The sequence below is a fragment of the Pseudomonas sp. MPB23 genome, from assembly GCF_046605395.1.
Classification (GTDB): domain Bacteria; phylum Pseudomonadota; class Gammaproteobacteria; order Pseudomonadales; family Pseudomonadaceae; genus Aquipseudomonas.
Window position 1 is genome coordinate 1565423 of record NZ_CP176771.1, and the last position, 19477, is coordinate 1584899.

The 19477-nt window shown below is 61.7% G+C and carries 18 protein-coding genes and 1 riboswitch; of the genes, 10 read left to right on the forward strand and 8 right to left on the reverse strand.

All coding sequences use genetic code 11. From position 1 onward, the window contains the following. Positions 1 to 2: 2 nt before the first annotated feature. Positions 3 to 866 carry a LysR family transcriptional regulator gene (locus tag ACLH0J_RS07200; protein WP_411391425.1) on the reverse strand — a complete coding sequence of 288 codons (864 nt, stop codon included), beginning with the start codon at positions 864 to 866 and terminating at the stop codon, positions 3 to 5. A 90-nt stretch (positions 867 to 956) separates the two neighbouring features. On the opposite strand from ACLH0J_RS07200, the gene ACLH0J_RS07205 reads away from it, so the two are divergent. Next, positions 957 to 1370 (forward strand): VOC family protein, encoded by a 414-nt coding sequence (locus tag ACLH0J_RS07205; RefSeq protein ID WP_411391426.1) that lies wholly within the window; start codon positions 957 to 959, stop codon positions 1368 to 1370. Positions 1371 to 1443: 73 nt separating this feature from the next. Then, positions 1444 to 2691: a cation:dicarboxylate symporter family transporter gene (locus tag ACLH0J_RS07210; protein WP_411392780.1), complete on the forward strand. Its 1248-nt coding sequence runs from the start codon at positions 1444 to 1446 to the stop codon at positions 2689 to 2691. 80 nt (positions 2692 to 2771) lie between these two features. Here the strand turns inward: ACLH0J_RS07210 and ACLH0J_RS07215 are convergent, their stop codons facing one another. Next, positions 2772 to 4691: a patatin-like phospholipase family protein gene (locus ACLH0J_RS07215; RefSeq protein ID WP_411391427.1), complete on the reverse strand. Its 1920-nt coding sequence runs from the start codon at positions 4689 to 4691 to the stop codon at positions 2772 to 2774. 100 nt (positions 4692 to 4791) lie between these two features. Next, positions 4792 to 5196 carry an acyl-CoA thioesterase gene (locus tag ACLH0J_RS07220; RefSeq protein ID WP_411391428.1) on the reverse strand — a complete coding sequence of 135 codons (405 nt, stop codon included), beginning with the start codon at positions 5194 to 5196 and terminating at the stop codon, positions 4792 to 4794. 198 nt (positions 5197 to 5394) lie between these two features. Then, positions 5395 to 5501, forward strand: a riboswitch (S-adenosyl-L-homocysteine riboswitch). Between the two features lie 21 nt (positions 5502 to 5522). Between ACLH0J_RS07220 and ahcY the strand changes: the two genes are divergently transcribed. The 5 genes from ahcY (at position 5523) to ACLH0J_RS07245 (ending at position 12089) form a co-directional block, all read left to right on the forward strand. Beyond that, positions 5523 to 6932, forward strand: coding sequence for an adenosylhomocysteinase (gene ahcY, locus ACLH0J_RS07225; RefSeq protein ID WP_010565915.1), 1410 nt, complete (start codon positions 5523 to 5525; stop codon positions 6930 to 6932). Positions 6933 to 7103: 171 nt separating this feature from the next. Next, positions 7104 to 7949 (forward strand): methylenetetrahydrofolate reductase [NAD(P)H], encoded by an 846-nt coding sequence (gene metF / locus ACLH0J_RS07230; protein ID WP_411391429.1) that lies wholly within the window; start codon positions 7104 to 7106, stop codon positions 7947 to 7949. A 79-nt stretch (positions 7950 to 8028) separates the two neighbouring features. Next, complete coding sequence (locus ACLH0J_RS07235; protein WP_411391430.1) at positions 8029 to 9111, forward strand: hypothetical protein; 1083 nt, start codon at positions 8029 to 8031, stop codon at positions 9109 to 9111. Positions 9112 to 9174: 63 nt separating this feature from the next. Further along, the gene (locus tag ACLH0J_RS07240; RefSeq protein ID WP_411391431.1) at positions 9175 to 9966 is read left to right on the forward strand and encodes a substrate-binding periplasmic protein; all 792 of its coding nucleotides are present in this window, start codon (positions 9175 to 9177) and stop codon (positions 9964 to 9966) included. A 221-nt stretch (positions 9967 to 10187) separates the two neighbouring features. Next, positions 10188 to 12089, forward strand: a complete 1902-nt coding sequence (locus tag ACLH0J_RS07245; protein WP_411391432.1) for a DEAD/DEAH box helicase — start codon at positions 10188 to 10190, stop codon at positions 12087 to 12089. 145 nt (positions 12090 to 12234) lie between these two features. Here ACLH0J_RS07245 and ACLH0J_RS07250 read toward each other — a convergent pair whose 3' ends face one another. Together ACLH0J_RS07250 and ACLH0J_RS07255 are read right to left on the reverse strand one after the other, a co-directional pair. Further along, positions 12235 to 12831: a YceI family protein gene (locus tag ACLH0J_RS07250; protein WP_411391433.1), complete on the reverse strand. Its 597-nt coding sequence runs from the start codon at positions 12829 to 12831 to the stop codon at positions 12235 to 12237. 32 nt (positions 12832 to 12863) lie between these two features. Beyond that, positions 12864 to 13415, reverse strand: coding sequence for a cytochrome b (locus ACLH0J_RS07255; protein ID WP_411391434.1), 552 nt, complete (start codon positions 13413 to 13415; stop codon positions 12864 to 12866). A gap of 273 nt (positions 13416 to 13688) precedes the next feature. On the opposite strand from ACLH0J_RS07255, the gene ACLH0J_RS07260 reads away from it, so the two are divergent. Together ACLH0J_RS07260 and ACLH0J_RS07265 are read left to right on the forward strand one after the other, a co-directional pair. Further along, on the forward strand, positions 13689 to 15095 hold the full coding sequence (locus ACLH0J_RS07260; RefSeq protein ID WP_411391435.1) for an adenosylmethionine--8-amino-7-oxononanoate transaminase: 1407 nt from the start codon (positions 13689 to 13691) through the stop codon (positions 15093 to 15095). 38 nt (positions 15096 to 15133) lie between these two features. Further along, positions 15134 to 15853, forward strand: coding sequence for a 16S rRNA (uracil(1498)-N(3))-methyltransferase (locus ACLH0J_RS07265; protein ID WP_411391436.1), 720 nt, complete (start codon positions 15134 to 15136; stop codon positions 15851 to 15853). A 51-nt stretch (positions 15854 to 15904) separates the two neighbouring features. Here ACLH0J_RS07265 and ACLH0J_RS07270 read toward each other — a convergent pair whose 3' ends face one another. The 3 genes from ACLH0J_RS07270 to ACLH0J_RS07280 are packed head-to-tail and all read right to left on the reverse strand — an operon-like array spanning position 15905 to position 18440. Beyond that, the gene (locus ACLH0J_RS07270) at positions 15905 to 16807 is read right to left on the reverse strand and encodes a transporter substrate-binding domain-containing protein (RefSeq protein WP_411391437.1); all 903 of its coding nucleotides are present in this window, start codon (positions 16805 to 16807) and stop codon (positions 15905 to 15907) included. A gap of 24 nt (positions 16808 to 16831) precedes the next feature. Next, complete coding sequence (locus ACLH0J_RS07275; RefSeq protein WP_411391438.1) at positions 16832 to 17182, reverse strand: RidA family protein; 351 nt, start codon at positions 17180 to 17182, stop codon at positions 16832 to 16834. A gap of 10 nt (positions 17183 to 17192) precedes the next feature. Next, complete coding sequence (locus tag ACLH0J_RS07280; RefSeq protein WP_411391439.1) at positions 17193 to 18440, reverse strand: D-amino acid dehydrogenase; 1248 nt, start codon at positions 18438 to 18440, stop codon at positions 17193 to 17195. 108 nt (positions 18441 to 18548) lie between these two features. Between ACLH0J_RS07280 and ACLH0J_RS07285 the strand changes: the two genes are divergently transcribed. Then, positions 18549 to 19451: a LysR family transcriptional regulator gene (locus ACLH0J_RS07285; protein ID WP_411391440.1), complete on the forward strand. Its 903-nt coding sequence runs from the start codon at positions 18549 to 18551 to the stop codon at positions 19449 to 19451. The last annotated feature ends 26 nt before the right edge of the window (positions 19452 to 19477 follow it).

Sequence of the window (19477 nt, forward strand, 5' to 3'; positions counted from 1 at the left end):
GTTCAGTACAGGCGGCACAACAGCTCAATCAGGTGCCGTATCGCCACCGGGCGGCGCGGTGTCGACCCATGCATCACCACCAGTTCACGCGTATAGCGCTGCTCGCAACTGACCGGTAATACGCGTATCCCGTCCCGAGGCATTTCTGCCCACCGTGGAACCAGTGACACCCCCATGCCTTGGGCGACCAGCATGACGATGGTCTCCAGCGCATCCAACTCACACAACACCTGCGGGTCGAGACCCTGTTCATCAAGAAAGCGCTGGGCGATTTGTCCCCCCCACGAGCGGGCGTCATAGCGAATGAATGAACGCTCGCGCACCAAGGCTTCAAACGGCTGCGCCTCACACCGGGCAGGGGCAATCAATATCAGCGGTTCAGCCCTGAGCATTACCGACGCCAGTGCCTTGGGTGGCTGGAACGGCGGCCTGACCAGAATTGCTGCGTCCAGTTCTTGCGTCAGTAATTTCTCGTAGAGACTTTTCGAATCGCCCGGCGTTACCTTCAGCCTCAGATTGGGCGCCGACAGCGCCAGTCGCTCGATCACGCCCGGTAATACTCCGGTCAACGCCGTTGAAATGGCACCGATCTTCACCTCTCCCGATAGACCGTCCTCGCTCAAGTCTTCCTGTAGCTCACGTGCCTGTTCAATGACTGCCTGCATTTTCGGTAACAGCAGCAAGCATTGGTCCGAGGGACGCGCAGCATGGGCCGTGCGCATCAGGAGCGTGCAGCCCAGTGATCGTTCGAGCGCCTTGACACGTTGGCTGATCGCCGCCGCGCTACGATTTTCACGTCGTGCGGCCGCCGCAATCGAGCCTGTTTCAATCACGGCGACAAGGCTTCTCAGGAATCGAACATCCATAAGTTTTTCTTTCGCTCAGAAGAAGACAAAGCCGTTTTACCCGGCCACACGGCCTATCTAACCTGAAGTCCCCCACTTGGAGGTCCTGCCATGAACAGACCCTTTCACGTTGCATACCATGTTTATGACTTAAGTCAGGCGCGCATTTTTTATCGAGATGTTTTGGGCTGCGCGGAAGGCCGAAGCACTGAGACTTGGATTGACTTCGATTTTTTTGGCAACCAGCTCTCACTGCACTTGGGCACGCCCTTTCCTACGACGCGTACAGGCCTGGTCGGAGAGCATCAAGTGTTGATGCCGCACCTCGGCGTGGTGCTGCCATTGGAGGAATGGCTGACGCTGGCCGGACGCCTCGCCGAGCGGGGCGTGCAATTCGAGATCCCGCCAGTGACACGCTTTGCCGGCGAGCCGGGCGAGCAGCGCACGATGTTTTTTCTCGACCCCAGCGGCAACCCGATCGAGGTGAAGGGGTTCAAGGACTTTGCAGGACTTTTCGCCAAATAAATCCCTGACAATCACAACAATAAGGGGCATACCCATGACCATCACACATTCATCCAGCCTTGTTACCCGCATCATGATTGGCCTGGCTGCCGGAATACTCGTCGGCCTCCTTCTCAACCAGTTTCCCGAACAAAAAACGTGGTTCATTGACAACTTGCTGCAACCGGCCGGCGACCTGTTCATCAAGCTGATGAAGATGATCGTCGTGCCTCTGGTCTTTGCCTGCATGACAGTCGGCATTGCCAGCATGGGTACGCCCGCCGCCCTGGGCCGCATTGGCATGAAAACACTGGTCTACTTCTTCACGATCACCAGTATCGCGATCGTCTTCGGCCTGATTGTCGGCAATCTGTTCGAGCCCGGCGCGGGCGCGGAATTCGGCCGTAACCTGCCGGCACCGGTGACCGGCCTCACGTCTGACGGCTCAACGCAAAACCTGGGGCAAATCCTCCTGGGCATCGTGCCGGACAACATCGTGCTGGCGATGTCACAAGGCAAACTGCTCTCGGTGCTGTTTTTCGCCATCCTGTTCGGCTGCGCCTTGTCCATGCTGCCCGAGCAGCAGAAAGCGCCCTTGGTCAGTGTGATGCAAGGCGTCTGTGCTGCCATGTTCAAAGTCACCCACCTGGTCATGCATTACTCGCCGATCGGCATCTTCGGCCTGATGGCGGTCACCGTCGCCAGCTTTGGCCTCAGTGCGTTGTTGCCCCTGGCCAAACTGATCGGTATCACCTACATCGCGGTGCTGCTGTTTGCCGTTTGTGTGCTGGGGCTGGTCGCCCGGCTGACGGGCATCGGTTTTTTCCACCTGTTGCGGGAAATACGCAGTGAACTGTTGCTGGCCTTCAGCAGCGCCGCTTCGGCGACGGTGATGCCGCAATTGATCGAGAAGATGGAGCGGTATGGGGCGCCACGACCGATTACCAGCATGGTTATCCCATTGGGATACTCCTTCAACCTGGACGGCGCATCGCTCTTTGCCGCACTGGGCACGCTGTTCATTGCCCAGGCATATGGCATCGACCTGAGCCTCGCCGATCAGGGAATGCTGGTCTTGATCATGGTGCTGACGTCAAAGGGGGCGGCGGGCGTGCCCGGCTTCATGTTTATCATTCTGACCGCGACCCTGACGGCGGCCGGTCTGCCGGTGGAAGGCGTGGCGATCATTGCCGGCGTCTATCGCCTGATGGACATGCCTGTCACCGCATTGAACGTACTGGGCAATGCCTTGGCGCCGCTGGTGATTGCCCGCTGGGAAGGCCAACTCAAAGCACCTGACAGCACCCCTCGCACCGAACCTGCCACCTCGCTCGAAGGGTGAAGCCCGTCGTGGAATGATGCCACCCGCCAGACTTCACCTGGCGGGCGTGACGCCACTCCTGCTTTCCAGTGCCCCGCCCACTAAACCTTGATGCGCCAGGCCTTGGCCATTTCCACGGTGGTGGAGCTGCCCGGTTTGCTCCAGGGTTTATTGCGCGCTTTGTAGTGCTCGATGATGCCGTCGAGTACCCGGTTGAACTCGGCCGGCGTCGTCGCTTGGCCCAAGTCACGCGCCGCGCGTTGCAACAACTCGACGTTGGCCGCCGGCTGGCCCGGACGGTACAGCGACGGGTAGATCACCTCGCGGGTAAAGTTGTCGGCCTTCACCGCGATATCGTGCCGACGCATCTGCGCCACGCCGCTGGCCATGACCTTGGACAACGGCGTGGCCGTGCCCGGTGCCGGCTTGGCGGCCACTTGCAGCAGTTGCTGGAAGTTGTTCTGGCCCGAGGCGTTAAGCCGCCACCCCAGCCATTCGATGTGTTCAGGCTTGTGCGCCAGCGCATCCAGATGACGCAGTGCGCCGGCGATTTTCGGCGTGACCACCAGCGCCTTGCCGGACTGATTGGCCTCGGCAATCGCACTGTCCAAGGCGTGCAGCGCCTGTTGCGCGCTCTTGCGAAACATCAACACTGGCGCGGCGGCCGGGTCTTTCTTCAGTTCAGCCTCCACACTGGCCAGCAACTGATCATCCATCGCCAGTACCGCCTCGTCCAACGAGACGAACCCATGCTGCTCACGCGTCTTGCCGCGCGTTTCCAGGTGCGTCGATACCGCCTGGCGGGCCTGTGTCTGCAGGTGCTGCTTCTGCTCGGGGGTCATGGTGAAGTTGACGGTGCCGTTGAGCAGGCCACGAAAATCGCCTTTGTCGGTTTTCAGCGGCAAGGTGACCGTCTGCTCGGCGAACGCTTTGAGCCGCTCAGTCTGATAGACGTCGGCAGCGGTATGCGGCGTGCCGGTGAGGGTATCGCCCAGATGGCTGAAAACACTGCCGCTTTGTTTCGGTGCCGCGGCGCTCTCGGATTCGAACTTGACGATCAGCGACTCGTCCTTGCTCAAGGGACTCTGGGCAAACGTATGTTGAATGATGCCGGGCGCCGGGGTGTTGAGCAGCAATCCACCGTCTTGAAACGCCGTGCCTGCACCAGCCGCCTGGAAGCCATGGCCTTGCTCGGTCGGGCTCTTGAACAACACCGGCAACGAACCGGAAATCCGCGCGGCGCGGGCGATGTCCATGTCCGGGGTCAGGCTGGCGTTGAACACTACCAACTGCGGGCGACCGTCGAACATGCCGGTACCGGTGATATTGAGCTGCTTGATCGCCGGAATGTGGCGGCTCAACACCTCAAGGTCACGAAAGGTCGGTGCCCCGCCCGCGCTGAGCCGATCGGCGATCTTCATGACCTCGGCAGGCCGGGTGGCCCTGGGTGTATCGGCGATGTGCGCAAGAATCGCTTTGCGCGATTCGTTGCGCATCATCTCCTCCAGCGGTTGGGCCTCGGTTTGCAGGCGCGGCATCATGGTCAGCAGCAACTGGGAAATATTGCCGGCCGGCCCAGGCAGTCGCCCGGCGAGCTGGCCCAGTTTGGTGCTGGCGGTTTGCAGCCACGCCGTCAGCGGGTCTTTGCTGTTGAGCAAGCTGGGCAGGTCGATGCTGTTGGACAGCGCACCAAAGGCCTTGGCCCCCATGCCGCTGGCGAGCAGCGTGGCGGAGATCGCACCGGCGGAAGAACCGGAAATCACCTTGATGCCGTTGAGTTTGCCGGCGCTTTCAAGCGACTGCACCATGCCCGGAAAGGTGATGCCCTTGGCCCCACCACCGCTGAGTACCAGGTGGGACGCCGCCGGCGGTGACAGCACCACGTCCACGCGCCCATTGCTGTGACGATAGAGGCTCAACTGGCGCTCGCCCACATCCTTGACCAACGGCGTCTTCACGTCCTGGCCGGTGCTTTGCGGCAATGCGGGCGGATTTTGCACAACTGAACTGGATACTTTCATACACGGGGCTCTCTCTACAGGTTGTAGGCCTGAGTGATGAGAGAGCCTCGGAAAGATCCTTGCGGAATGATTTGGTAAAGCAAATCACACCGTTGCCTGGTTACTCGGGAGCCCTGTCTTCCTTGAACTGGTCCTTCACGTACTTGATCTCCGTACGGCCGTGGGGCGCGGGCAGACCGTCTTCGCCGAGGTTGACGAAGACCATTTTTTCCACGGTGAGGATACTTTTGCGGGTGATCTTGTTGCGCACTTCACAGGTCAGGGTGATGGAGGTGCGGCCGAACTCGGTGGCGGTGATGCCCAGTTCGATGATGTCGCCCTGGCGCGAGGCGCTGACAAAGTTGATTTCGGAGATGTACTTGGTCACCACACGCTGGTTGCCCAGTTGGACGATGGCGTAGATCGCCGCTTCTTCGTCGATCCAGCGCAGCAGACTGCCGCCGAACAGGGTGCCGTTGGGGTTGAGGTCTTCGGGTTTTACCCATTTACGGGTGTGAAAGTTCATGGTCACTCCAAAACGTCTTGCCGAATGATGGGCGGTATCATGGCAGAGCCCGAGGCCAAGCTCTATGAACCATTGCCTATCAACGCCATGGGCGATCTGCATGTCGCCGACAGAAACGCTTGGGAAGTGTGGCGTACACGGCTATAATCGCCCCCGCTTCAAAACGGTCATCTTCAATTGATACCGTTCTCCCGCCACCTGTCCGAGGGGCGCTGCAGCAGGTTCAACCTGTCAGGCTCGGATGGGGCGTTGTCCGGCCCGGTCCACCAGGCCTGATACTAAACGCACAACGGCGCCCATTCGCACACTACGAATGGAGGCTCTCTATGAGCGCTGTAATCACGCCTGCAGATTTCACCGACTACAAAGTCGCCGACATGTCCCTCGCTGCCTGGGGCCGTCGCGAAACCTTTATCGCCGAATCCGAAATGCCCGCCCTGATGGGTCTGCGTCGCAAGTACGCCGCTGAACAGCCGCTCAAGGGCGCGAAGATCCTCGGCTGCATCCACATGACCATCCAGACCGCCGTGCTGATCGAAACCCTGGTTGCCCTGGGTGCCGAAGTACGCTGGTCGTCCTGCAACATCTTCTCGACTCAGGACCAGGCCGCTGCCGCCATCGCCGCCGCCGGTATCCCGGTGTTCGCCTGGAAAGGCGAGACCGAAGAAGAGTACGAGTGGTGCCTGGAGCAAACCATCCTCAAGGATGGCGCGCCATGGGATGCCAACATGATCCTCGACGACGGCGGCGACCTGACCGAGCTGCTGCACAAGAAGTACCCGCAGATCCTCGACCGCGTCCACGGCGTGACCGAAGAGACCACCACCGGCGTTCACCGCCTGCTGGACATGCTGGCCAAGGGCGAGCTGAAAATCCCGGCCATCAACGTCAACGACTCGGTGACCAAGAGCAAGAACGACAACAAGTACGGCTGCCGTCACAGCCTGAACGATGCCATCAAGCGTGGCACCGACCACCTGCTGTCGGGCAAGCAAGCCCTGGTGATCGGCTACGGTGACGTGGGCAAGGGTTCGGCCCAGTCCCTGCGCCAGGAAGGCATGATCGTCAAAGTTTCCGAAGTCGATCCGATCTGCGCCATGCAAGCCTGCATGGACGGTTTCGAAGTGGTTTCGCCGTTCATCGATGGCGTCAACGACGGCAGCGAAGCGAGCATCGACAAGGCCCTGCTGGGCAAGATCGACCTGATCGTGACCACCACCGGTAACGTCAACGTCTGCGATGCCAACATGCTCAAGGCCCTGAAGAAGCGCGCCGTGGTGTGCAACATCGGTCACTTCGACAACGAAATCGACACTGCTTTCATGCGCAAGAACTGGGCATGGGAAGAAGTGAAGCCACAGGTGCACAAGGTTCACCGCACCGGCTCGGGCAGTTTCGACCCGCAGAACGACGACTACCTGATCCTGCTGGCCGAAGGCCGTCTGGTAAACCTGGGTAACGCCACTGGCCACCCAAGCCGCATCATGGATGGCTCGTTCGCCAACCAGGTACTGGCACAGATCTTCCTGTTCGGCCAGAAATACGCCGACCTGTCGCCAGCCCAGAAAGCCGAGCGCCTGACCGTGGAAGTCCTGCCGAAGAAACTCGACGAAGAAGTGGCCCTGGAAATGGTCCGCGGCTTCGGCGGCGTGGTGACTCGACTGACCAAGACCCAGGCCGACTACATCGGCGTGACCGTCGAAGGTCCGTTCAAGCCGCACGCTTACCGCTACTGACTTGCCTGCCGCCCGCCTCCTTGTGGGGGTGGGCTGGTGTGGGAGCGGGCTTGCTCGCGAATGCGGTGGGTCAGTCACTATGATGCTGACTGGCCCACCGCATTCGCGAGCAAGCCCGCTCCCACATTGACAGTGCAAGCCTTCCAGTTTTGAGTTTCAAAGGGTATTACCATGTCCCAAGACCGTCGCTACAGCTTCGAGTTCTTCCCGACCAAGACCGATGCTGGGCATGAAAAACTGATGGCGACTGCCAAGCAGTTGGCCAGCTATAACCCCGACTTCTTCTCCTGCACCTACGGCGCGGGCGGTTCGACCCGTGATCGCACGATCAACACCGTGTTGCAGCTAGAAAGCGAAGTCAAAATTCCCGCCGCTCCGCACTTGTCGTGCGTGGGCGACAGCAAGGCCGACCTGCGCAGCCTGCTGACCCAATACAAAGGTGCCGGCATCAAGCGCATCGTCGCCCTGCGTGGCGACCTGCCGTCCGGCATGGGCATGGCCAGCGGTGAGCTGCGCTACGCCAATGACCTGGTGAGCTTCATCCGCGAAGAAAGCGGCGATCACTTCCATATCGAAGTAGCGGCTTACCCGGAGATGCACCCCCAGGCCCGCAATTTCGAAGACGATCTACAGAACTTCGTGCGCAAGGCCAACGCCGGCGCCGACAGCGCGATCACCCAGTACTTCTTCAACGCCGACAGCTACTTCTACTTCGTCGAGCGTGTACGGGCCATGGGTGTGAACATCCCGATCGTGCCGGGCATCATGCCGATCACCAACTACAGCAAGCTAGCGCGCTTTTCCGACGCCTGCGGTGCTGAAATCCCACGCTGGGTGCGTAAGCAACTGGAAGCCTATGGCGATGACGTCAAGAGCATCCAGGCGTTCGGCGAACAGGTCATCAGCGAAATGTGTGACCGCTTGTTGCAAGGTGGTGCGCCAGGGTTGCACTTCTATACCCTGAACCAGTCCGAACCCAGCCTTGCCATTTGGAACAACCTCAAGCTGCCGCGCTGAGGCCTGTTCAAGCAGCACCCAGGCCCTCGTTTATACGGGGGCTTTTTTTAGGTCCTCCCGGAATGGAAGCCCGCAGTAAATGAACACAGCGCCCCCGACTCCCCGCCCACAGCTGGTTTACCTGGTATTTGGCGCCGAGACCTATCATCAGGAAGCGGTATTCAGCATCGCCAGCGCCCTCGCCCACCTGGGCGGCACCCAGGACCTGCCGCTGGACATCCAGGTGTTCAGCGACAACCCGGCCCCCTACCGCGACTTACCGGTGCAGGTGTGCACACTGGACGACGCAACGCGCAAACGTTGGAGCGAGCCCCATGGCTACCACTTTCGGACCAAACATGTGCTGTTGCGCCAGGTGCTGGAAACCTCGGAACAGGCCCTGCTGATCGACACCGACACGTTTTTCCACGACTCGCCCATGGCGTTGTTCGAACGCGTCGCCCCCGGCAGCCTACTGTGCAACGCCTTCCACGCCAAGTACGGCGACAACCGCGAAAGCCTGCTGTATGACGCCCTGGCCAAGCACCTGGCGGAGCAAGGCCTGGCCGACGACGAAATGTGGCTGCTCAATTCCGGCGTGATGGGCCTGGCCCGGCAGGACGCGCACCTGCTGGATCGCTCGATCAAACTGATGGATGAGCTGTTCGTGATGGCCCACGGCGCCTACACCCTGGAAGAGTTCTGCCTGTCGGTTGCGGCGTACCGCCACGTCAACGTGCGCCAGTGCCCCGACCTGATCCACCACTACTGGAGCCGCAAGCAACTGTTCCGGGCCAAGGTCAAGGCGTGGGTCGCCAAGCACGCAGCCGCGCCCTCCAGCGCCGAGGCCTTGGCCGACACGCGCAAGGTCTCCGCCCACCTGCCCCGCCCGCCGCGCCTGCAGCGCCTGATGTACAAGCTGATCACCCTGGCGCTGCCCAAGCGCAAGCAGCAGTTCATCCGCGAAATTCTCTACGGCTGCTACGAACACGAAAACGAGTTCGACCAGGCCTGCGGTCCGGTCTGGTGGGACAAGGCCCGGCAGAACCAGGAGGAGCGACAAAAATGCCCGGTTGACGCGCACCAACTGGAACACTGGTTCGCCAACCCGGTGGTACGCCTGATTCTCGGCGAGCGGCGCGCGGCCATCTACGAACACCTGATGACGTCGCAGACACACTAAGGTCGCCTGCAGACGCTTGAGCCAGAGCTTCTCTTTAGCACTGGAGCGTCGTAACCTCAGGGCATGTCCGTGATCCTGAAACTTGCGACCGTTGCCCTTTTGACTTGCCTGAGCCTGGCCGCTTATGGCGAGAAACTGCGTATTGTCACTGAACCCTGGGCACCGTATGTGTACGAGCACCAAGGCGTCATGCAAGGGCTGGACTACGAAACGACGGTGATCGTGTTCCAGCGCCTGGGGGTCGATGTGCAGTGGCAGTTCCTGCCCTGGAAGCGTTGCCTGGTCATGCTCGAGCAGGGCAACGCAGATGGCGCGCTGGATATTTTCCACAGCCACGACCGCGACGCCCTGCTGCTGTACCCCAGCGAACCGCTGTCGGAGGTGGAGTTCGTGCTGTTCTACGCCAACGAGCGCCCCCACCCCGCCAAAAGCTTCGACGACCTGCGCGGCCTGACGGTCGGCACCTCGCCGGGCTACCTGTACGGTGCGCCATTCAGTGACGCCAGCCAGTTCAAACGCGAAGCCGCCCCCAGCCATGAGGCCAACTTCGGCAAATTGATGCTGGGGCGTATAGACCTGCTGATCACTGACCGCCGGGTCGGCCAGCACGTGATAAAACAATTGGGTTTGGAGGGCAAGGTCACCCAGGCCCCGTTCGTGGTCAACCGTCAGCAGCAATTTCTCGCCGTGCGCCGCGGTGCGGGCATGGACCTGCTGGTGCAGCGCTTTGCCGCCGAACTCAAGCGCTTCAAGCAAGAGCCGGAATATGCCGCCTTGAGCGCCAAATATGGTGGAATCGACGCAAATACGCCGCCAGGACCCACCGTTGAGCAGCAGGAAAGCAGCGCGCCGTGATTGCTCTGTTATACTCCGGCCTTTCCGCCAGGCTTACGCCCGGCCGCTGAGGTCCTGAAAAAGGCACCCAACCCCGCTACAGCGCAGCTTTCAGCCCGCGCGGGCCGGTGGAGTGCTCGCCAGACGCAGCAGGACCGGACGGGATTGCGCTCCCCTAAGCGTCATTCGCGCCCGGCAAGATTATCCCTCTGGGCCAAGCCCTAACTAAAACAGGATTACTCATGTCCTTTGCTTCCCTCGGTCTCTCCGAGGCTTTAGTCCGCGCCATCGAGGCAGCGGGCTATACCGAGCCTACTCCGGTGCAACAGCGGGCCATTCCCGCCGTGTTGCAAGGTCGCGACCTGATGGTCGCGGCTCAGACAGGTACTGGTAAAACCGGCGGCTTCGCCCTCCCGATTCTGGAGCGGTTGTTCCCCAACGGTCACCCGGACAAATCCCAGCGTCACGGCCCGCGCCAACCGCGCGTACTGGTCCTGACCCCAACCCGCGAACTCGCCGCCCAGGTGCACGACAGCTTCAAGCTGTATGCCCGCGACCTGAAGTTCGTCAGCGCCTGCATCTTCGGCGGCGTCGGCATGAACCCACAGGTTCAGGCCATGTCCCGTGGCGTTGACGTCCTCGTCGCCTGCCCGGGTCGCCTGCTCGACCTGTGCGGCCAAGGCAGCGTCGATTTGTCCCACGTGGAAATCCTCGTGCTGGACGAAGCCGACCGCATGCTCGACATGGGCTTTGTCCATGACGTGAAAAAAGTCCTCGCCCGCCTGCCGGCCAAACGCCAGAACCTGCTGTTCTCGGCAACGTTCTCCAACGACATCACCGCCCTGGCCGGCAAGCTGCTGCACAACCCGGAACGCATCGAAGTCACGCCGCCGAACACCACGGTCGAGCGTATCGAACAACGCGTATTCCGCCTGGCTGCCAGCCACAAGCGTTCGTTGCTCGCCCACCTGATCACCCATGGCGCGTGGGAACAGGTGCTGGTGTTCACCCGCACCAAGCACGGCGCCAACCGTCTGGCCGAGTACCTGGACAAGCACGGCCTCACCGCCGTCGCCATCCACGGCAACAAGAGCCAGAACGCGCGCACTAAAGCCCTGGCCGACTTCAAGGCCGGTGAAGTGCGCATTCTGGTGGCCACCGATATCGCCGCCCGCGGCCTGGATATCGACCAACTGCCCCACGTGGTCAACTTCGAGCTGCCCAACGTCGACGAAGACTACGTGCACCGTATCGGCCGTACCGGCCGTGCCGGTCGTTCGGGCGAAGCCATCTCCCTGGTTGCGCCAGACGAAGAAAAACTGCTGAAAAGCATCGAGCGCATGACCAAGCAGAAAATCGCCGACGGCGACCTGATGGGCTTCGATGCCAGCACCGTTGAGGCCGAGAAGCCTGAAGTGCGCGAACGTCCGGATGTGCGTAACCCGCGCAACCCACGCGGTCCGAAGGGCGATGGCCCGAACGGCGGCGGTGGTGGCGGCGGTCGTCGCGACAAGGGCAAGGACAAGGGCGGCAAGGAAAAAGCGCCCACCAATGGTCGTGGCGAACGCCCGGCCCGTGAGCAGAAGCCACGTGAAGGCACGCCGGCCCGCGAACAGCGTCAGCCGAGCCAGCCAAGCCAGCCGCCACGCGCCAGCGCCGACCGCGCCCCGGACGAGTTCCTCGACGACGATGTGGATAACTTCGGTAACCGCGTCGACTACGTGCCCCAGGCCAAGCCGGCCCAAGGTCGTGGTCGTCGTCCAGGCGCTCCGGCACCGGGCGCGGCCACAGGCGCACCGCGCGGCGGCCAGCCACAGGGCGCTCGTCAGAACGGCCCGCGCAACAGCAGCGGCGGCACCACCGGTACACCACCGGCCAAGCGCAGCGGCCCGCGTAATGGCGCACCGCGTGATGGCCAGGCCCGTCGCGAAGACTCGCGCAGCAACAACCGCCGCCCGGCCCGTGACGACCAGCCACGCTTGTCCGAGCCGGCCGTGCAGAACCCGCGCGGTGGCCCGGCGCCGAAGATCATCCACAAGGAGTCGAAAGCCGACCGCTTCCCGACACCGGAGCAACTGGATCAGTTGCCAGGCCGTCCTCGTGGTGAAAAACCAGCGCTGCTGACCCGCAACCGCGAGGCATAAAAAAAACCCGTATCGCAAGATACGGGTTTTTTTGCCTGTAGGAGCGAGCTTGCTCGCGAAGGTCGTCAACGATAACGCTGGCAGCCTGAAAAAACGTAATGTCTCTACGTTTTTCGCGAGCAAGCTCGCTCCAACAAATGAAGCGTTACTTCGCTTTCACACCTTCAAACGTCACGTACAGCTCAACATTGTTGGACGCTGGGCCCAGGTCCATCTGCTTGCCGAAGTCCTGGCGATTGAAGCTGGTGGTGCCTTCAAAGCCGGCACGGTAGCCGCCCCATGGATCTTTGCCTTCGCCTAGGAAGGTGGCCTTGACCACGATCGGCTTGGTCACGCCGTGAAAGGTCAGGTTACCGGTCACGTCGGCAGTGACTTGACCAGCGGCATTTTTACCGGTGGTTTTCACGCTGGTGGAGACGAACTTGGCATCGGCAAACTTGCCAACGTCCAGGAAGTCTTTGCTGGAGATGTGCTTGTCACGTTCGGCGTGGTTGGTGAACACGCTGGCGGTACGGACGTTGAACTCAATCTTGCTGTCTTCAGGCTTGGCGGCATCGAAGCTGAACTTGCCGTCCAGGTCCTTGAAGGTACCGGTGATGAAGCTGTAGCCCAAGTGGCTGATCTTGAAGTCAACGAAGGCGTGCTGGCCTTCTTTGTCGACAACATAGTCGGCGGCCATCACCTGACCTGCAGACAGCAGAGCTGTACCGATTGCCAGAGCGGCGAGGGTCTTTTTCAACATGTTTTCTATTCCTTGTGAGTCGAGGTTGAACATCAGGCTTTGCGCCCCAGCATTCGCAGGAGGGTCGCATCACGATCGATAAAGTGGTGTTTCAACGCAGCCACACCGTGCAAACCGGCGAAGACCACCAACACCCAGGCGAGGTACAGATGCACCACGCCGGCGGTATCTGCCTGGTCCGGTAGCCCGGAAACCAACGCAGGAATTTCAAACAAGCCAAACACCGGGATACCGACACCGTCTGCAGTGGAAATCAGGTAGCCGGCGATCATCAGCGCAAACAGGCCGACATAGAGAAAAGCATGACCAAACGCAGCACCGATGCGCGTCAGCCGGCTGTAGCTGGCCAGCGGCGGCGGCGCAGGGCTGATCAGCCGCCAGACGATCCGCACCAGCATGATGGCGAATAGCGTGATACCGATGCTTTTGTGCAGGTCCGGTGCGTCTTTGCGCCACGCGCTGTAATAGTCGAGACCGACCATCCACAACCCCAGGGCGAACAGACCGAACACCACCAGGGCCACGCCCCAGTGCAAAACCATACTGACCCAGCCATAACGTGCCGGTGAGTTACGTAGCTGCATGTACTTAATCCCGTAAGAGCCGCGCCCAAGACTAGCGATTTACCTATCGAAATAAAGCGGAAAATTTCGCTTTGAAATATCGAGAAATACGATCAAGAGCCTATGCACAATAAGTTAACGCGCGATTAAGGACTATTCCTAAGAAACGTGACAGTCCGTCTCACGTTTACCGCCAATTCATCCGTAATGGGTTGTGACACAGGCGGCCATTGCATAGGCTTGCGCGATTGTTTTACCTGCGCCGCTCGCAGGACCGCTTCGAGGAGATCACCGATGGGCTTGAACAACCAGTGGATGCAACGCGACCTCGCGGTGCTGTGGCATCCCTGCACCCAGATGAAAGACCACCAGCAACTGCCGCTGATCCCGATCAAGCGCGGTGAAGGCGTGTGGCTGGAAGACTTCGAAGGCAAGCGCTACCTCGACGCCGTCAGCTCCTGGTGGGTCAATGTCTTCGGCCATGCCAACCCGCGCATCAACCAGCGCATCAAGGACCAGGTCGACCAACTCGAACACGTGATCCTCGCCGGTTTCAGCCACCAGCCGGTGATCGAACTGTCCGAGCGCCTGGTGGCGATGACGCCCGAAGGCCTGACCCGCTGTTTCTATGCCGACAACGGCTCGTCATGCATCGAAGTCGCGCTGAAGATGAGCTTCCACTACTGGCTCAACCGTGGCCTGCCGAACAAAAAGCGCTTCGTGACCCTGACCAACAGCTACCACGGCGAAACCATCGCCGCGATGTCGGTGGGTGACGTGCCGCTGTTCACCGAGACCTACAAGGCGCTGCTGCTCGACACCATCAAAGTGCCGAGCCCGGACTGCTACCTGCGCCCCGAGGGCATGGGCTGGGAAGAACACTCGCGCAACATGTTCCTGGCCATGGAACAGACCCTGGCGGACCACCATGACACGGTCGCCGCCGTGATCGTCGAACCGCTGATCCAGGGCGCCGGCGGTATGCGCATGTACCACCCGGTGTACCTCAAGCTGCTGCGCGAAGCCTGCGACCGCTACGGCGTGCACCTGATCCACGATGAAATCGCCGTGGGCTTCGGCCGCACCGGTACGATGTTCGCCTGTGAGCAGGCCGGCATCCGCCCGGACTTCCTGTGCCTGTCCAAAGCCCTCACCGGCGGTTACCTGCCGTTGGCCGCCGTGGTCACCACCGAAGACGTGTACAGCGCCTTCTACGACGACTACCCGACCCTGCGCGCCTTCCTGCATTCCCACAGCTACACCGGCAACCCGCTGGCGTGCGCGGCGGCGCTGGCGACCCTGGATATTTTCGAAGAAGACAACGTCATCGAAAACAACAAGGCCCTGGCCCAGCGCATGGCCACAGCCACCGCGCATTTGGTGGACCATCCTCACGTCTCGGAAGTGCGCCAGACCGGCATGGTGCTGGCCATCGAGATGGTCCAGGACAAAACCACCAAGACCGCCTACCCGTGGCAGGAACGCCGTGGCCTGAAGGTGTTCGAGCACGCTCTGGAACGCGGCGCGCTGTTGCGGCCGCTGGGCAGCGTGGTGTATTTCCTGCCGCCCTATGTGATCACGCCGGAGCAGATCGACTTTTTGGCCGAAGTGGCCAGCGAAGGCATCGATATCGCCACCAACAGCAAAGTCAGCGTGACGGTGCCGAAAGACTTCCATCCTGGCTTCCGTGATCCGGGTTAATTGCCCGTGCGTTCGCCTATTTTTTCCAGAGAACAGAAATGAGACTGTCCCGCTTTTTCACTGACACCCCGCTGAGCCTCGGCGAGGTCGAACTGCCCGAAGCCCAGGCCCACTACATCAGCCGCGTATTGCGCATGGGCGAAGGCGATGCCGTGCAATTGTTCGACGGTTCCGGCCAGGAGTTTTTGGGCAGTTTGCTGGAGGTCGGCAAGAAGCGCGTCACCGTGCAACTCACCGAACACTTCGCCGGCCAGGCCGAATCGTCGCTGCATATCCATCTCGGCCAGGGTTTGTCCCGTGGCGAGCGCATGGATTGGGCGATCCAGAAAGCCACCGAGCTGGGCGTCAACGCGATCACGCCGATCTTCAGCGAACGCTGCGAAGTGCGCCTCAAGGACGAACGCGCCGACAAGCGCCTGCTGCACTGGCGCCAGGTGGCGATCAGCGCCTGCGAGCAATGTGGGCGTTCGACGGTGCCGGTGATTCATCCACCGCTGCTGCTGGCGGACTGGCTCAAGCAGACCGAGGCGGATTTGAAACTGGTGCTGCACCCGATCGCCGAACCGCTGGTCAGCCATGCCAAGCCGTCCAGCCTGGCCTTCCTGATCGGGCCCGAGGGCGGGCTGACCGACAGCGAAGTCGACACTGCCCAAGGCGCCGGCTTCCACGCCGCCCGCCTGGGTCCGCGCGTGTTGCGCACCGAGACCGCACCGGTGGTGGCACTGGCGGTCGCCCAGCAACTGTGGGGCGATTTCTAACCCGCACTGCACACCCAAATAATGTGGGAGGGGGCTTGTGGTTAGCCCTGCTTACTCCACCGGATCGCTGACCGGCGTGGCAATGATCGCCTTCAGTTCACGGGTCATCGGGAACTCCAGGTTCAGGCCCTTGGGCGGAATCGGCTGTTCGAACCAGCGCTGGTAAATCCCGTTGATCTCCCCCGAGCGGTACAGGTCGCCGAGCGTCTCGTTGACCACCGCGAGAAACTGCGGGTCATCCTTGCGCACCATGCAACTGTAGATTTCCCGCGATTGCTCCTCGCCCACCACTACCCACTTGTGCGGGTCCCTGGCTTTGGCGCGCTCGCCATAGAGCAGCGCGTCGTCCATATAGAACGCGGCCGCGCGGCCGGTCTCGAGCATCTTGAACGCCTCGCCGTGGTCCTTGGCGCTGATCACGGACATGTTGGTCTTGTGCTCGGCATTGTAGCGCTTGAGAAAGCGCTCATTGGTGGTCCCGGCGGTGGTCACCACGTTCTTGCCCTTAAGGTCGGCAAAGCCTTGGATGCCGCTGTCCTTGGCGGTCAGCAGTTGCCCTTTGACGTAGATGAACCCGTAGGAAAACGCCACCTGCTTCTGCCGCTCGGCGGTCACCCCGGTGGAGCCGCATTCGAGGTCGACGGTGCCGTTCTGTACCAGCGGGATGCGGGTTTGGGAGGTCACCAGGTTGTACTTCACCTTGAGGTCGGTCACGCCGGTTTTTTGCTGGATGCGCTCGACGATCTTGCTCGCCAGGTCCACCGAATAGCCCATGGGCTTACCGCTGTTATCCCCCACGTAGGAAAACGGCACCGACGCATCGCGATAGCCCAGGGTGATGGACTTGGCGTTGGCGATCTTGCCCAGTGCACCGTCCAGCGGCGCCTGGTTGGCGTGGGCCTGGGCGCCCAACAAAAGCCCCAGGGTGCAGACGCTCAACAGGATTTTTTTCATTGTTATGCTCCGTTGGTCTTCGAGTTATTTACGCACCGCAATCACGCTGATTTCCACCAGCACATTCGGCCGTGCCAGTTCCGCCTGCAGGGTGGTGCGCGTCGGCGCCATGCCGGGCGACAGCCAGGCCGACCACACTTCGTTCATCGGCGCGAAACCGGTGCTGATGTCTTTCAGGTAAAGGGTCGCATTGAGCAGATGATCCTTATCACTGCCCGCTTCGGCCAGCAGCGCGTCGATCCTGGCCAGCACCTCGCGGGTCTGGGTCGCCACGTCCTGGCCTTCGCCCGGCACCTGGCCCGAGAGGAATACCAGGTCTTTGTACGTCACGGCGCCGGAAAGTCGCTCGTTGCTGTGGATTCGGTGGAGGGTCATGGGTGCATTCTCACGCAGCGCGGGGCGCCAGGCCCTGCATATCAATGGAAGGGGTGTGGCGGTCGATCAATTCGGCCAGCAGTTGGCCGCTGCCGCAGGCCAGGGTAAAGCCGAGGGCGCCATGGCCCAGGTTCAGCCACAGGTTGCGATAGCCGCTGGCGCCAATCAGCGGCACGCCCGTCGGAGTGGCGGGACGCATACCGGCCCATTCCACCGCGTGGGCGTAGTCGCCGGCCAGAGGAAATGTCTCCAGTGCCTGGCGTTTGATCAGCGCCAGGCGCTTAGGCTCAAGGCTGGCGTCAAAGCCGACGATGTCCACCATCGCCGCGATCCGCAGTTGTTCGCCGATGCGCGCATAGACAATCTTGCGGTCGTAATCGGTGATGCTCACGTTCGGCGCCTTGTGCTGCGCGCCAATCGGCACGCTGAGGCTGTAGCCCTTGAGCGGGTACAGCGGCAGCGACAAGCCAGGCAAGCCCAACTCGGCGCTGCGATGACCGGCAGCCAGCACCAGTTGGTCCACCGGCATCATATCGGCGTCCATTTCGATGGCCTGTACCGCGCCGTCGATGTGCAGCAACCCGGTGACTTTGCGCCCCAGCAAAAAGGTGCAGCGCCCCGACGCTTGAAGCCGGGCCGCCAGACGTTGGCAGAAGGCATGACAGTCCGCAACCTCCTCATTGGGCGTGTAGATGCCACCGACGAACCCCTCCGCCACGCGGGCCAGCGCCGGTTCCAGGCGCGCGCAATCCAGCGCCGACAGCACCTGCTGTTGGAGGATATCGGTGACCTTGGCGCGTGCGCGCTCAAATGTGTCGGCGTTGCGAAAGGTCACCAGCTTGCCGTTGCGCCGCCAGTCGAAACCGTCCAGGCGATCATCCACACGCCATTGCTGCAAGGTGTTCTGGCTCAGGGTCGCCAGCCGCAGCAGGTGCGCGGCGTTACGTTTGTTCACCGAGCCACGGCAGGCGCCGATGAACGCGGCCATCCAGCGCCATTGCTGCGGGTCCAGGCGTGGGCGCAGCTTGAGCGGCGAGTCACCGCGCAGCAACCAGCCCATGGCTTGCAACGGCACGCCGGCATCGGCCAGCGGGGCGACGTAGCGGTAGGACAACTGCCCGCCGTTGGCGAAACTGGTCTCGCTGCCCAGACTGTCGCGCGCCTCGATCACTGTCACTTCATGGCCGGCGCGCACCAGCGCATAAGCACTTGCCAAGCCAATCACGCCACCCCCGATGATGCATACCCGCCTGGTCATCCCCACCACCCGCCGTTGAATTAAGAGGCCTCAAGCCTAGGGCCAGGTGACAGGCCGGCGACAATGAATAAAGATGGCCCCCCTATAAACAAAGGTTATGGACTAGCCATGCGCTTGCGGCATATCGAGATCTTCCAGGCCATCCGCCAGACCGGCTCCGTCAGCGCCGCCGCGCAGTTGCTGCATGTCTCGCAGCCGGCAGTGACCAAGGTGTTGCAGCACGCCGAGTTGCAGCTGGGTTTCCCGCTGTTTCTGCGCGTACGCGGCAAGCTGCAGCCCACGCCGGAAGCCCTCGCGCTGGAACGCGAAGTCGAGAAAGTCAGCGAAAGCCTGCAAGGGGTGCGGCGCCTGGCCAAGAGCTTGCGCCGTGCACCGGGGCAGAGTGTGCGCATCGGTGCTACCCCGGCGTTGGCGCTGTCGCTGCTGCCGCCGGCGATTCTGGCGTGGAAGCACGATTACCCGGACATTGCCTGCGAGCTGTCCAGCGACCATAGCCGCGAGCTGGTGCAGAAACTGTTGATGCGCGAGATCGACCTCGCGTTGACCCTCAATTTCTCCGGCCATCCGGGCCTGACCACCCAAGTGCTGGCCAACGGCGTGCTGGTGGCGCTGGCGTCCAAGGGGTATTGGCCAGAGGCGCAGTTGAGCAGGCCCTTGCCCCTGGCCGAGCTGGCCGGTGCGCCGTTGATTGGCCTGTCCAGCGCCGACCCGTTGGCGGCAAAACTCGACAGCTACCTGGAAAACGTCGACCCGCCACCGAAGGTGAGCATTTCCGTGCAGACCTATTCCCTGGCCCGCGCCATGGTGGAATCCGGCGCCGGCCTGACGGTCATCGACCCCTTCACCGCCCTCGGCGCCTCACCGGCGAGCACCTGCATCCGCACGCTGACACCGCCGCTGCCGATCACCCTCTACGCCCTGACCCGCGCCGACGAACCGCCGCCGCACATGCTGGCCAACCTGCTGCAGATCCTCGGCACCCACGCCAGCGCGTTGCTCGACCGCCTTTAAGCACAATGTGGGAGGGGGCTTGCTCC

Bases quoted from the DNA above. Each gene is read 5' to 3' on its own strand.
- ACLH0J_RS07200 (WP_411391425.1), bottom strand. From the start codon at position 866: ATGGATGTTCGATTCCTGAGAAGCCTTGTCGCCGTGATTGAAACAGGC.
- ACLH0J_RS07205 (WP_411391426.1), top strand. From the start codon at position 957: ATGAACAGACCCTTTCACGTTGCATACCATGTTTATGACTTAAGTCAG.
- ACLH0J_RS07210 (WP_411392780.1), top strand. From the start codon at position 1,444: ATGATTGGCCTGGCTGCCGGAATACTCGTCGGCCTCCTTCTCAACCAG.
- ACLH0J_RS07215 (WP_411391427.1), bottom strand. From the start codon at position 4,691: ATGAAAGTATCCAGTTCAGTTGTGCAAAATCCGCCCGCATTGCCGCAA.
- ACLH0J_RS07220 (WP_411391428.1), bottom strand. From the start codon at position 5,196: ATGAACTTTCACACCCGTAAATGGGTAAAACCCGAAGACCTCAACCCC.
- ahcY (WP_010565915.1), top strand. From the start codon at position 5,523: ATGAGCGCTGTAATCACGCCTGCAGATTTCACCGACTACAAAGTCGCC.
- metF (WP_411391429.1), top strand. From the start codon at position 7,104: ATGTCCCAAGACCGTCGCTACAGCTTCGAGTTCTTCCCGACCAAGACC.
- ACLH0J_RS07235 (WP_411391430.1), top strand. From the start codon at position 8,029: ATGAACACAGCGCCCCCGACTCCCCGCCCACAGCTGGTTTACCTGGTA.
- ACLH0J_RS07240 (WP_411391431.1), top strand. From the start codon at position 9,175: ATGTCCGTGATCCTGAAACTTGCGACCGTTGCCCTTTTGACTTGCCTG.
- ACLH0J_RS07245 (WP_411391432.1), top strand. From the start codon at position 10,188: ATGTCCTTTGCTTCCCTCGGTCTCTCCGAGGCTTTAGTCCGCGCCATC.
- ACLH0J_RS07250 (WP_411391433.1), bottom strand. From the start codon at position 12,831: ATGTTGAAAAAGACCCTCGCCGCTCTGGCAATCGGTACAGCTCTGCTG.
- ACLH0J_RS07255 (WP_411391434.1), bottom strand. From the start codon at position 13,415: ATGCAGCTACGTAACTCACCGGCACGTTATGGCTGGGTCAGTATGGTT.
- ACLH0J_RS07260 (WP_411391435.1), top strand. From the start codon at position 13,689: ATGGGCTTGAACAACCAGTGGATGCAACGCGACCTCGCGGTGCTGTGG.
- ACLH0J_RS07265 (WP_411391436.1), top strand. From the start codon at position 15,134: ATGAGACTGTCCCGCTTTTTCACTGACACCCCGCTGAGCCTCGGCGAG.
- ACLH0J_RS07270 (WP_411391437.1), bottom strand. From the start codon at position 16,807: ATGAAAAAAATCCTGTTGAGCGTCTGCACCCTGGGGCTTTTGTTGGGC.
- ACLH0J_RS07275 (WP_411391438.1), bottom strand. From the start codon at position 17,182: ATGACCCTCCACCGAATCCACAGCAACGAGCGACTTTCCGGCGCCGTG.
- ACLH0J_RS07280 (WP_411391439.1), bottom strand. From the start codon at position 18,440: ATGACCAGGCGGGTATGCATCATCGGGGGTGGCGTGATTGGCTTGGCA.
- ACLH0J_RS07285 (WP_411391440.1), top strand. From the start codon at position 18,549: ATGCGCTTGCGGCATATCGAGATCTTCCAGGCCATCCGCCAGACCGGC.